Origin of the sequence: Pseudorhodobacter sp. W20_MBD10_FR17, assembly GCF_052119765.1 — a bacterium.
Lineage (GTDB): Bacteria > Pseudomonadota > Alphaproteobacteria > Rhodobacterales > Rhodobacteraceae > Pseudorhodobacter.
Genome location: NZ_JBGQOQ010000004.1, coordinates 155,553 through 168,083, shown reverse-complemented (window position 1 = coordinate 168,083; position 12,531 = coordinate 155,553). Strand labels below are relative to the sequence as shown.

The window sequence follows — 12,531 nt, the reverse complement described above, 5'->3', positions numbered from 1 at the left end:
CCTAAGTTTGGGCGCTTGTTGGATTTGGGGTCGATCCCATCTCCCTGCCGCCAGTTATGCCTTGCGCAATTTGGCGAACCTGCCAAAGCGTAGCCAAGCACCAAACACACAGGAAATCCACGGCATGATCCTGAACGTCAACGTTCACCTAAACTACGCAATTCAAAACCCGACCGATGTTTTGCTGCAACTCAGCGTGCCGGACCAGCCTGATCAGCGGGTGCTAGAGCAAAATATCTCGTATGGTGACGATGTTCAGGTCTCAACCCTCCCTGCCGAGGGTGGGGTTGGCGAACGCATTTTGATGAACATCAATCATGATTTGAACTGCACCTATTCAGCGCGCATTGACGTGAACCGCCCGATTATTGACATTGCCGACCTTGCCGCAACACCGCCCCACAAACTGCCCAGCGACGTTATCCGCTACCTGATGCCGTCACGCTTTTGCCAATCGGATGAATTGCAGAACTATGTCGCAGCCGATTTTGGTAACAGCATGGGCGGCCAACGCATTGCACAGCTGCGCGATTGGATTTTTGAGAGGTATCGATATGTTCCGGGATCCAGCAATGGGCATACAACCGCGATCGACACCTTCGTACAACGCCAAGGCGTCTGCCGAGACTTTGCACATGTTCTAATCGCCTTGTCGCGGGCTTCGGCCATTCCTGCCCGCTTTGTCAGCGTCTATGCGCCCTATGTGACGCCGCAAGATTTCCACGCCGTCGCCGAGGTTTACCTTGATGGCGCGTGGCATTTGGTCGACCCGACAGGCATGGCGGCCTCCAATCAGATGGCCCGCATTGGCGTAGGGCTTGATGCCGCCGAGGTGCCTTTCATGGCCAGCTTTGGCCCCGCTATGATGCAATATCAATCGGTTAGGGTCTGGATAGAGGGATAGCCTCCAGATCTGCCAAGCGCAGATCTGAAAGCCTGTTATCCGCGCCTGTCATTTTTCACTGGTATCGGAGTCAAAGAAAAACCGGATCATTTCGGCGCTGGCATCCGGTCCGGTGGCATCGGTATAAGACCCACCCGCCTGACCGCCCGACCACGCGTGGCCCAAACCAGCCACCGACCAATGCTCGACCATTTGGCGGCCCTCAGTGTCGCTGGCGGTCACGCGGGTAAAGCTGCGCCCGCCGGCCTGCCCGCTCTGCGTGTCCTCAATCACCTGCCGCGCGGCGCCCGTTAGCGCCCGCTGCACGATCCTGTCACCGTTGGATGGGTGCACCGTCGCATCTGCCGTGCCATGGAAAACAATGGTTCGCACAGTGCTGTCTGTCTGGGCCGGACCAGAATTTGACGCCGTTCCCGCCATTGCGGCAAAGGCCGAAGGCATATCTTTTGCAGCCCCCACAGGCAGGCCGGAATGCGCCCCAACGGCGGCAAACACATCGGGATAGGCCTCACCCAAAATGGTGGCCATAGCAGCGCCCGCAGACAGGCCTGCCACAAACGTAGCCTCGCGCCCAATACCATGATCTGCGCAAATCTGCTGAGTCAGTGCGGCCAAAATCGCAGGCTCGCCCTTGCCCCGCCTCTGGTCACCGTGACTAAACCAGTTCCAGCACGATTGCGCGTTACTTCCCCGCGATTGGGCTGGGTAAACCACCACAAACCCGTGCTGATCGGCCAGAACGTTCATGCCGGTACCGGTTGCAAAATCCTCGGGCGATTGGGTGCAGCCGTGCAGCATAAGCACAACCCCTGTGGCCCCACCCGCACGCGGCGCAGGACTATAGACGCGATATGCCCGCGACCCCGATTCGCAGCTAAAGCTGTTCTGCGCAAACTTGGCGCCCTCGGGTATCGGCTCGGGCAACGGTGAGGCCACTTTCGCACCCCCACCAAATTGCGCCAACACCTCGTCAAGCGAAGGCAATGTAGCGCCCGCGCCCTGTCCATCCTGTGGCAAAAGCCCATGTTGGCCCAGCGTGCGCCGCACCAAATCATTGGCGGCAGCAAGCGGCGCATCACCCCGCGCCGGACGCCACATGCCTGCGTTAAAACGTTTCATTTTTATGTCCTTTAATTGCGCTATTTGATCCGGTCAGCCAACGCGTTTCGAATATCCGCACCGGCCTGCAACGCGCCCAGAACGGTGATCGACCCGATGGTCTGCAAGGCCAACTCGGGCGTCACATCGGCCGCAATGCGCGCAAGGCCCACAACCTTGACATGCAGCACCTCATTCGCATCGCGCAGCGCCTCTAGGTCGGCTTTGGAATAATCACGCAGACCCAGCTCCATCGTGTGGCGTTCCAGCGTGGTGCGCACGGTATCGACGTGATTGTCCAATTGGTTGCGAATGGCAGTGCGAATAAAATCGCTACGATTTGAATAAAAGCCCTCCTGCACCAGCAAATCAATCCGCCCTAAATCGACAAAGCCCAGATTGATCGTGATCTTTTCGTTCTCAGGTTGCTTATCGCGCAGCTGTTTGACATTTCCCATGGCGTTTCTCCATCTGTATGGATGTTATATAGATGATTATTTCTCTCAATCAAGCCTTACCCCGATAATCTGCGCAAAACCCTGCCTGCCCTGCATTTGGCAGGATGACAGGGTAAAAATTAGAACATATAAAGAACACATGGTACAACAAACCCTAGATCAAAAGCTGGCGATCCTTAGCGATGCGGCGAAATATGATGCCTCTTGCGCCTCATCCGGCTCAACAAAACGCGATTCGCGCGATGGTAAGGGGCTTGGCTCAAACCAAGGCAGCGGCATTTGCCACAGCTACGCCCCCGATGGCCGATGCATCAGCCTGCTGAAAATTCTGATGACGAATTTCTGCATTTATGATTGCGCCTATTGCATCAACCGCGCGTCCTCAAACGTCGATCGCGCGCGATTTTCGGTGGATGAGGTGGTCAAACTGACCATCGAGTTTTACCGCCGCAATTATATCGAAGGGCTGTTTTTATCGTCGGGCGTAATCCGTTCGCCCGATGCCACGATGTCCGACATGGTGCAAATCGCACGCAAGCTGCGGCATGAGGAAAACTTTCGCGGCTATATCCATCTGAAAACCATCCCCGATGCCGCGCCCGAGTTGATCGCCGAGGCGGGGCTGCTGGCGGACCGCTTGTCGATCAACGTGGAATTGCCGACCGATGCCGCCGTGCAGCTCTACGCGCCCGAGAAAAAGCCAGAACAAATCCGCAAGGTTATGGCCGATGTGCGGCTGCGCAAAGAGGCAGCCAAGGACGCGTCTTTTACCGGCAAACGTCCGCCGCGTTTTGCCCCTGGCGGGCAATCCACGCAGATGATTATCGGCGCGGATGGGTCGAATGATGCGACTGTTTTGGGGCAATCGACGCGACTTTATTCCAGCTACAAACTGAAACGCGTCTATTATTCGGCCTTTTCGCCGATCCCTGACAGCACCGCAAAACTGCCGCTGATCAAGCCGCCGTTACAGCGCGAACACCGGCTGTATCAGGCCGATTGGCTGCTGCGGTTCTATGATTTTCAGCTGGATGAGATCACCTCCGTTACCAAAGACGGGAATCTCGACCTTGATATCGACCCCAAGCTGGCTTGGGCCTTGGTCCATCGCGGCGTCTTTCCGTTGGACGTTAACCGCGCCAACCGTGAGATGCTGTTGCGCGTGCCGGGGTTTGGTGTAAAAACCGTGAACCGCATTTTAACAACCCGCCGCCACCGCCTGCTGCGCTATGATGATTTGCTGCGCATGGGGGCCAGCATGGTCAAAGCGCGCGCCTTTATCACCGCCGGCGGTTGGACGCCTGGCGCGCTAACCGACAGCGCCAACTTGCGCGCGCGCTTTGCCCCGCCGCCCGAACAATTATCCCTGTTCTAATGCAGCGCGTCACCATCCCTGCCATCGGTGCCGATGTGGCTTGGCGTGATGCCGCGCGGCAGTTTTTGGCAGCCGGCACACCTCCCAGCGATATATTATGGGGAGGCCCCGCTGCTGCCCCCGACCTGTTTGCCACCGATTCCGCCCCCCGCACTGGTGGCGCCGCCACCGTGCCGCGCAGCTTTATCTCGCTGGCCCAAAGCGTGGTTTGGCACAGCGACCCAGAACGTTTCGCGCGGCTTTACGCGCTTTTGTGGCGACTGCGCGATGCCCCCCATTTGATGACAGATCGCGGCGATGCCGACCTGTCGCGCCTGCGCCAGATGGAAAAGAACGTCCGCCGTTGCCAGCACAAAATGAAAGCCTTTGTGCGCTTTCGCGACATTGGCACGGTGGGTGCCAACCGGCGATCCTTTGCCGCGTGGTTTGAACCCACCCATCACACGGTTGAGCCCACCGCCGATTTCTTTGTCCGCCGCTTTGGCGATATGAATTGGCGCATCCTGACACCCGATATTTCTGCCATTTTTGAGGGCGGCGTTTTGTCGTTTCAACAGGGTCAGCCCAAGCCAGACCTGCCCGCCGACGCCAGCGAACAGCTTTGGATCACCTATTTCCGTAACATCTTTAACCCCGCACGGTTAAAAATCGGTGCAATGCAATCCGAGATGCCCAAGAAATACTGGAAAAACCTGCCGGAGGCCGCATCAATCCCTGATCTGATCGCAAACGCCAATACACGCGCCCGCCAAATGGCCGAGGCCGCCCCCACCTTGCCCCCCGCCCGTCTCGCGCAAGTGCAGGCGCAGCTTGCGGCCAATACCTCGGCATGGACCGGTCCAACAGACACGCTACCCGCCGCGATTTCCGCCTGCACCCGCTGCCAGCTGCACTGCAACGCTACGCAGGCCGTCCTGGGCCAAGGGCCGCTGGACGCTGCCCTAATGATTGTCGGCGAACAGCCCGGCGACCAAGAAGACCTAAGCGGCAAACCCTTCATCGGCCCAGCGGGGCAACTGTTTGATCGCATCGCCGCGCAAGTGGGCCTTAATCGCCAGCAGGCCTATGTGACCAACGCGGTAAAACATTTCAAATTTGTCGCGCGCGGCAAACGCCGCATCCATCAGCGCGCGACGACCGCCGAAATTGAACACTGCCGGTGGTGGCTGGATGCCGAACGCGCCCGTGTCCAGCCCAAGCTGACCCTCGCCATGGGTGCCGTCGCGGCCGAGGCTTTGACTGGCCGTTCTACACCTGTTTTGGCGCGCCGCGGCAAAATTGAAACGGCTTTGGACGGGCTGCCTGTACTGATCACGCTTCACCCCGCTTATGTGCTCCGCCTTCCAGACGGTCCGGCGCGCATAGACGCGTTGGCCGCGCTCAAGGCCGACTTGGGCACTGCCGCCAACCTGATTGCATAAAGCGCGACATGCACAATCCAGTGAAAACCGTTTTGGCCACAAGACTGCATAATTAGCACCCATTCCGAGATGTGGCGCGACACTGTCGCTCACATCTTGTGCTTGTCGGCAGCAACGGCTATTAAGACCAAAGCGCGGGCGTTGTGTAATGGTAAGACCTTAGCCTTCCAAGCTAAAGACGCGGGTTCGATTCCCGCCGCCCGCTCCAAAATCCTTACAATCATCGGCTATCCACAGCATTGGCTGGGGGTCTATTCCAGACCTGCAAATGATGGCTCTTCCTGCGGTCGCCCCTTAGTAAAAACTCTGGCATGAACACGTGTTTGGAAGACCCTTGGCTTGGCATTGCGAAACGCAGGCCTGCGTGACGGCCAAGCAGCAAAGCCGTGCAAGACGCCACAACCGCGAGAAAACGTCAGCCTTCATCTTGGCATAAATACCGATTCTGACCTTGCCAAAAACACAAAGGCCACGCAATTTGCGCAGCCTTTGCATCGTCACTTAATCACCTAGAGCGCCTCACTGGCCCAGTTGTTTAATCCGGCCTTCAACTTTGCTGCCGACTTTACCCATCTTGACGACATAATCCATCACGTCATTTGCCATCAGATTGCCGTTGCCCGCGTTAATCAACACTTTGCCACCGCCCAAGGCATCAAAGCCATCGCCGCCGCCCAAAATGTAGTCGTTCGCGGCAACTTTATAGACCTTGTTGATATCTAGCGGCGCGCCGCCAACCATCACTTCGGTGATGCGCGATCCCGCAGGCGCAGTTGGGTCATAGACAATCGTGGCACCCGAAACCTGCAAGAAACGCCCTGCGCCCTTTTCTACTTGGCTTACACCGTTTTCAAAGGCGGCCAACACTTGGCTGCCGGGCAGTTCGGTCACAACAGTCACGTTGCCAAAGGGTAGCTCGGTCAAAACATCGCGCCGCGTCAGCATCTTACCCGCATCATAGGTGGTATCGCCACGAATGCCGCCACCGTTGGCCAGCGCGATATCGGCGCCGGTTGCATCACGCAAAGCATCGGTGATCAGGTTGCCCATTGCCGATTCTTCGGCCCGCACCACGTTGCGGCGCGAATCCAGCACGCCTTCGGTGCTGCCAATTTCAACGTTCAAGCTTTCATCCAGCTTGGTCTGGAACCCTTCGACCATCGCTTGGCTTTCGGGATCGGGCTCTACGTTTGCAGTATCGATAAAGCGGAACATCGGCGTCCATTTCACCACGCGCTTGCCGTCTTTTTCCGACACATCCACCATCAGATCGACCGGTGCCAAAAAGCGCGCGTCGATCGAGGTTTCGACATAGGCCGTGATGCCATCATAAGAGGTGCCATAGCTGTGGTCGTCACCCGACAAGATCACGTCAAACGCCTTAGAGCCGATCAACAGCGCATCGTTGGATTTGTCGGTCTGCACAACACCAACAACCAAATCTGCGCCATCTTCGCGCGCCTGCTTGGCCGCCGCGATGCCCATATCAACGGTTGGACCAAACTTTAAATCACCGGTCGAGGCAACAGTGGGCGAAGTATCCTGCGCCACGGGAATCAGCGCGATCTTCAGCCCTGCAACCTCTTTCATCATGACGCCGCCAAGGCCCGGCACAGGCGAACCATCCGCTTGGGTCACGTTGATCGCAGCCCAAGGGTATTTGGAGGCGGCAATCTTTTCGCCAAAGTTTTCCGGTCCGAAATCAAACTCGTGGTTGCCGGGAACGGCCAGATCAAACGGTACGAGGTTGGTCAGGTCGATCGTATTTTGCCCCTTATCAAACCCCGATAGGATTGAGGGCGACAGCATATCGCCATCAAACACATAGATCGTGTTTGGGTTGGCTGCGCGCTCGGCCTTGGCCACTGCGTTCAGCCGTGCAAAACCACCACGGCCCTTGTCATCGGCAAAGTTGTAAACATCGCCAACGCCCAGAAAGGTCAGCTTCACTGTCTCGGCCACAGCCGCGCCCATCGGTGCCGCAGACAAAGCTGTCGCGCCCAAAAGCAGTGCAGAAATTCGTTGTGTCAGGATTTTCATATCCAGTCTCCCTATCAGTTCATGCCCGCATCATTGCGCCCCTAGGGCCACGAGTCAAAGGGCTTGATGCCATTGACCACATCAACATCACAAACAGGTAACTGCGACGTAGCGTTAACCAGCCCATTGACGCAAATTTACGCACGGTGCATGTACGACCCTATGTTTATTTTCAAAATCTTCCGCCGCCCTGAATGGAACCTGTTGCGCGACGCTGGCGAAACCGCCGGCGCGCCGATAGATCTGGCCGATGGCTATGTGCATTTTTCAACCGCTGCACAGGTGGCGACAACGGCGGCACTCTACTTTGCCGACCAATCCGATTTGGTTTTGGTGGCGGTCGATGCAGACGCGCTTGGCGATGCCCTGAAATGGGAACCTTCGCGCGGCGGCGATCTTTTCCCTCATCTTTACCGTAGGTTGCGCATGACAGACGTCATTTGGGATAAGGCCCTACCCCTTGGTGCCACGGGCCATATTTTCCCTGAAACACACATGTTTACGGGGGCCCAGCCATGAACTTTGCAGAACGTCTAGCACTTGCAGCCTTACACAAACTAGACCCCGAGCGCGCGCACGGCCTGTCTCTGGCCGCCCTGCGCATGGGCCTTGCACCCGAGCCGGGCCCCTTTGCCTCGCCTCGTCTCGCCACCTCGCTTGCGGGCTTGGCACTGCCAAATCCCGTTGGGCTTGCCGCAGGCTATGACAAAAACGCCGAGGCCCTGCCCGCCCTGATGACAGCCGGTTTTGGCTGGTTAGAGGTGGGCGCTGCGACCCCCCTTGCCCAACCCGGCAACCCCAAACCACGCCTGTTCCGCCTGACCGAGGACCGCGCCGCCATTAACCGCTTTGGGTTTAACAACCAAGGGATGGAGGCAATCGCCGCTCGCCTTGCGAGCCGACCGCGCGGTGTGCCGGTAGGTCTGAACTTGGGCGCCAACAAAACCTCGGACGACCGCGCCGCCGATTTTGCCCGTGTTCTGGCACGTTGCGGCCCGCATGTGGATTTCGCGACCGTCAACGTATCCTCGCCCAACACCGAAAAACTGCGCGATTTGCAAGGGGCCGCAGCCCTTACCGCCTTGCTGACCGGCGTGATGGACGTCCGCGAGGAACTGCCAACCAAGATCCCTGTCTTCCTGAAAATTGCACCCGATCTTACGCCAGATGAACTGGCCCAAATCGCCGAGGTTGCCCTTGCCTCGGGCCTTTCGGGCATCATTGCGACCAATACCACCTTGTCGCGCGATGGGTTGCAAAGCCCGCATAAGACCGAGATGGGCGGGCTTTCCGGGGCGCCGCTGTTCGAAAAATCGACCCGTATTCTTGCACAGCTTTCGGTACTGACAGGGGGCAAAATGCCCCTTATCGGGGTGGGCGGTATCGCAACTGCGGAACAGGCCTATGCCAAAATCCGCGCGGGTGCCTCGGCGGTACAAATCTATACCGCCATGGTTTACCACGGCATTAGCCTTGCAACCGATATTGCCCGCGGCCTTGACGTGCTGCTGGAACGCGACGGTTTTGCAAGCGTGACCGATGCCGTTGGCACCCAGCGCGAGCCGTGGCTATAGGCTTAAAACGCCTTGAACGTCATCGTGGTCAACGTCCGCACAATGCCCGGAATATCAAACAAGGCTTGCGACAGGTAATGCCCGACATCTTGGCCTTCGGGGATGTAAATCTTTGCGATCAGGTCATATTCCCCGCTGGTGGAAAACAGCTCGGACACCACCTCGCGGTCATAAATCGCATCGGCCACCTCATAGGTTTTGCCGGGGATGCAGCGGAATTGAACGAAAACGGCGGTCATAGTTTGGCTCCTGTTCTTTGCGTCAAACCATAGGCGCGGGCGGGCAAGGGCGAAAGCCCTATTCCTCGGCCTGCAACTCCAAGGGTGCAGGTTTGGCCACCAAATCGGCAACCCCCAACGCCTCCAACGGGCGGCCCAAACGGTTGCGCACGACCCAAAGCAAACGGTTTTGCGCGCGGGTGATCGCCACATAGGCTAGCCGTTTCCACAGCGGCATACCTGCCTCGCTACGCCCTGCTTGCGCTGCGGCCCACAGATCGGGCGCAAAAACCTGCACCGTATCCCATTGAGACCCTTGAGCTTTGTGAATAGTCACCGCCGCGCCGTGCAAAAATGCAGCCCCCATCTTGGCCGCCGAGGGGATAAAGGGCTCATCCTCATCCGGCTTTTCAATCTTGATAATACTTGCGGCCGAAACCTGCGGTTCTTCGGCACCGACCACATGCAGACGGGCAAACCCATCACGATTGCCCAGCCCCATATAGATGACCTGCGCGCCTTTGATCAGACCGCGCGCCTCTAGGTCGATCCGCTTTTTGCGATGCTTCAACGGCAGTTCAATCCCGTCACAAATCAACGGCTCGCCGGGGATCAGCTCAAATTCTGGCGCGCCATGGGCGGCCCGAAACGCTGTAATCAGCCGGATGCGCGTGGCGTTGCGCCAAACCAAAACCGGGCTGCGCGCCATCAAATCGCTGTCCACCCGCTGCGCCATCACCACGCGATCGTCCCGCGCGGCGGCGTCTTCGACCATCCGTTCAAACGCCTCAAACGTCAGGTTAGGGTCGGCCAGCGCATGGGCTAGGTCCAAAATCGGGTTGCCTTCGGTTTGGCGGTGAATGCGTTGCAATTCCAGCCGCCGTGTGCCGCCCAGTTTATCAAACACCATCTCGCCCGAAGTGCCGACTGGCGCCAACTGGGCGGGGTCGCCAAACAGCACCAAAGTCGGAAAAATCTCACGCAGGTCATCAAACTGGCGCTGGTCGAGCATGGAAGATTCGTCAACAAAGCCGACATCCAGCGGTTCTTCGCGCCGCTTCCAGCCCTTGATGAAATCCGAGCCCCGCAATCCAGCCGCCGCCAATGCCCCCGGAATAGAGGCAACGGAATCATAAAAAGCCTTGGCCCTATCCAGCGCCAACTCGGACAAACCCTCGACCTGAGGGCGCGGGCCGTTGCCTGCAAGCCACTCGGCGATCATCTCATATTGCGGGTCATAAAGCGGCGTATACAAGATACGGTGGATCGTTGTGGCAGGCACCCCCCGCAACCGCAAAACCGAAGCTGCCTTATTCGTCGGTGCCAAAATCGCCAAAGTCCGCCGGTCTTTGCGTTTTTTGCCCTCATAATCGCCCGAAACGACGTCAACGCCGGCCGCAACCATCGCTTTGTACAGGCTGGCAAGCAGCATGGTTTTGCCAGACCCTGCCTTGCCAACAACGGCCATCACACTCGCCTTGCCCTCTAACGCCGGGGTCAGGGTGGCGTTGTCCAAATCAATGCCCATCCCCCTGAATTGATCAGAAAGCCTGTCCCAAGCCTCGGCTTGATCTTCAGAAAATGTGATTGGTGTTTTGCTCATCGCGCGACAATAGCCAAGCCGCTGGCGCAAGGCCAGCCGCCCAAACCAGTTTTCCCGATGACCAACACCTTTATCAGGCAACCTAATGTGCGCGACGGGTTAGCTTTGCACTCTCCTCCTCTGCTCGGAGAGCCTGCCGGCGTGCCTGCGACACCGCCTCATCCGAAATTTCCAGATCTGCAACGCGCAGAGCAGCGGTTACTTGTGCCGCAAGCGCAGGTAAGTTGTTTTGGTCCGCATAGGCCCGCAGATCGGCCAATACGTCAAATATCCAGTCATGGCGCATTGCGCCCCCACTTTAAGTTAACGAAATCACCGCCAAATGAGATCTGCCAGTTTCCCCAGATTAGCGGCAGACACGTCAACAAATAGTAACCAAGACCAAGATATCGTTTAGCACGCAAAAAGCCGCCAAACCCTGCGGGGAATGGCGGCTTTGGCGGCAAAGGGGTGATTAGCGCGTTTTGCTGGCTTCCAGTGTATCTTCGAACGTCCGCAAGCCCGTGCGCGGTGCTTGGACCAGCACCGACATATTGCCGGGCTTATGCTCATTGCGGCGCATTTTCATATGGGCCGCCGGAATTTCATCCCAAGGGAACACTTCCGACATACAGGGGTCAATCCGGCGCTCTAGCATCATCTTATTTGCCGAGGACGCCTGTTTGAGGTGGGCAAAGTGGCTGCCCTGAACGCGCTTTTGGTGCATCCACAAATAGCGCACGTCAAAGGTGCAGTTAAAGCCAGTGGTGCCCGCACAAATCACGACCATACCGCCCTTTTTGCACACCAGCGTAGACACGGGGAACGTCGCCTCGCCCGGGTGTTCAAACACCATATCGACGTTATTGCCCTTGCCAGTAATATCCCAGATCGCCTTGCCAAATTTGCGGGCCTCGGTGAACCACGCCTTATATTCGGGCGTGTTCACGGTGGGCAACTGCCCCCAGCAGCTAAAATCTTTGCGGTTGATAACGCCTTTGGCGCCCAAGCCCATGACGAATTCGCGCTTGTCCTCTTCTGAAATCACGCCCACGGCATTGGCACCCGCCGCGTTGATCAGCTGGATCGCGAATGAGCCCAAACCGCCAGAAGCCCCCCAAACCAGCACGTTCTGGCCGGGTTTCAGATCATGCGGCTCATGGCCGAACAGCATCCGGTAGGCGGTGGCAAGCGTCAGGGTGTAGCAAGCACTTTCTTCCCATGTCAGGTGCTTGGGGCGCGGCATCAACTGCTGTGCTTGTACATTGGTAAACTGCGCAAATGACCCGTCCGGCGTCTCATAGCCCCAAATCCGCTGGCTGGTGGAAAACATCGGGTCGCCGCCGTTGCATTCCTCATCATCGCCATCGTCTTGGTTGCAGTGGATGACCACCTCATCGCCAACTTTCCAGCGCTTTACCTTATCACCCACGGCCCACACGATGCCCGACGCATCAGAACCGGCGATGTGATAGGGTTGTTTGTGGCCGTCAAACGGGCTGATTGGCAGGCCCAAAGCGGCCCAAACGCCGTTATAGTTCACCCCTGCGGCCATCACCAAAACCAGCACTTCGTGGCTATCAACGATCGGCGTATCAACCACCTCAACCTGCATGGCGGTATCCGGCTCGCCATGACGTTCACGGCGAATAGTCCACGCATACATTTGCTTGGGGACATAGCCCAAGGGCGGCATTTCGCCAATCTCGTAAAGGTCCTTTTCCGGTGCATCATATGCAACGATGTCCAGCTGCGTATCCAGTGCCATGCGGGCCTCCTTATTCCATATATCTTTGCCGCATCGCAGAATCGCGCGGGCTTGGCATAGGAATTACGGGGCTTTGCGCAACTTTGCAATAGT

The 12,531-nt window shown here is 57.7% G+C and carries 12 protein-coding genes and 1 tRNA gene; 6 read left to right on the top strand and 7 right to left on the bottom strand.

Annotated features, from left to right (window positions below):
- Positions 1-124: 124 nt before the first annotated feature.
- Positions 125-904, top strand: coding sequence for a transglutaminase-like domain-containing protein (locus ACEN2J_RS04495; RefSeq protein ID WP_442103639.1), 780 nt, complete (start codon positions 125-127; stop codon positions 902-904).
- Positions 905-952: 48 nt separating this feature from the next.
- Here ACEN2J_RS04495 and ACEN2J_RS04490 read toward each other — a convergent pair whose 3' ends face one another.
- A complete protein-coding gene (locus ACEN2J_RS04490) occupies positions 953-2,023 on the bottom strand; it encodes an extracellular catalytic domain type 1 short-chain-length polyhydroxyalkanoate depolymerase (RefSeq protein ID WP_442103637.1) in 1,071 nt (356 codons plus the stop codon).
- A 20-nt stretch (positions 2,024-2,043) separates the two neighbouring features.
- On the bottom strand, positions 2,044-2,460 hold the full coding sequence (locus ACEN2J_RS04485; RefSeq protein ID WP_442103635.1) for a CopG family transcriptional regulator: 417 nt from the start codon (positions 2,458-2,460) through the stop codon (positions 2,044-2,046).
- Positions 2,461-2,599: 139 nt separating this feature from the next.
- Between ACEN2J_RS04485 and ACEN2J_RS04480 the strand changes: the two genes are divergently transcribed.
- The 3 genes from ACEN2J_RS04480 to ACEN2J_RS04470 all read left to right on the top strand — a co-directional run bounded on the left by ACEN2J_RS04480 (position 2,600) and on the right by ACEN2J_RS04470 (position 5,464).
- Positions 2,600-3,835 (top strand): putative DNA modification/repair radical SAM protein, encoded by a 1,236-nt coding sequence (locus ACEN2J_RS04480; RefSeq protein WP_442103634.1) that lies wholly within the window; start codon positions 2,600-2,602, stop codon positions 3,833-3,835.
- The gene (locus tag ACEN2J_RS04475) at positions 3,835-5,256 is read left to right on the top strand and encodes a UdgX family uracil-DNA binding protein (RefSeq protein WP_442103633.1); all 1,422 of its coding nucleotides are present in this window, start codon (positions 3,835-3,837) and stop codon (positions 5,254-5,256) included. The genes ACEN2J_RS04480 and ACEN2J_RS04475 overlap by 1 nt, the downstream gene beginning before the upstream one ends.
- Before the next feature lie 134 nt (positions 5,257-5,390).
- A tRNA-Gly gene (locus ACEN2J_RS04470) sits at positions 5,391-5,464 on the top strand.
- Positions 5,465-5,775: 311 nt separating this feature from the next.
- Here the strand turns inward: ACEN2J_RS04470 and ACEN2J_RS04465 are convergent.
- On the bottom strand, positions 5,776-7,296 hold the full coding sequence (locus ACEN2J_RS04465) for a bifunctional metallophosphatase/5'-nucleotidase (RefSeq protein ID WP_442103632.1): 1,521 nt from the start codon (positions 7,294-7,296) through the stop codon (positions 5,776-5,778).
- 162 nt (positions 7,297-7,458) lie between these two features.
- On the opposite strand from ACEN2J_RS04465, the gene ACEN2J_RS04460 reads away from it, so the two are divergent.
- Positions 7,459-7,815: a DUF952 domain-containing protein gene (locus ACEN2J_RS04460; protein ID WP_442103630.1), complete on the top strand. Its 357-nt coding sequence runs from the start codon at positions 7,459-7,461 to the stop codon at positions 7,813-7,815.
- Positions 7,812-8,870, top strand: a complete 1,059-nt coding sequence (locus ACEN2J_RS04455) for a quinone-dependent dihydroorotate dehydrogenase (RefSeq protein ID WP_442103628.1) — start codon at positions 7,812-7,814, stop codon at positions 8,868-8,870. The genes ACEN2J_RS04460 and ACEN2J_RS04455 overlap by 4 nt, the downstream gene beginning before the upstream one ends.
- 2 nt (positions 8,871-8,872) lie before the next feature.
- Here ACEN2J_RS04455 and ACEN2J_RS04450 read toward each other — a convergent pair whose 3' ends face one another.
- The 4 genes from ACEN2J_RS04450 to ccrA form a co-directional block, all read right to left on the bottom strand.
- Positions 8,873-9,109 (bottom strand): Lrp/AsnC ligand binding domain-containing protein, encoded by a 237-nt coding sequence (locus ACEN2J_RS04450; RefSeq protein ID WP_442103626.1) that lies wholly within the window; start codon positions 9,107-9,109, stop codon positions 8,873-8,875.
- A gap of 58 nt (positions 9,110-9,167) precedes the next feature.
- Positions 9,168-10,691 carry an ATP-dependent DNA helicase gene (locus ACEN2J_RS04445; RefSeq protein ID WP_442103624.1) on the bottom strand — a complete coding sequence of 508 codons (1,524 nt, stop codon included), beginning with the start codon at positions 10,689-10,691 and terminating at the stop codon, positions 9,168-9,170.
- Positions 10,692-10,773: 82 nt separating this feature from the next.
- Positions 10,774-10,977 carry a hypothetical protein gene (locus ACEN2J_RS04440; protein ID WP_442103622.1) on the bottom strand — a complete coding sequence of 68 codons (204 nt, stop codon included), beginning with the start codon at positions 10,975-10,977 and terminating at the stop codon, positions 10,774-10,776.
- 168 nt (positions 10,978-11,145) lie between these two features.
- On the bottom strand, positions 11,146-12,438 hold the full coding sequence (gene ccrA, locus ACEN2J_RS04435; protein ID WP_442103621.1) for a crotonyl-CoA carboxylase/reductase: 1,293 nt from the start codon (positions 12,436-12,438) through the stop codon (positions 11,146-11,148).
- Positions 12,439-12,531: the final 93 nt, after the last annotated feature.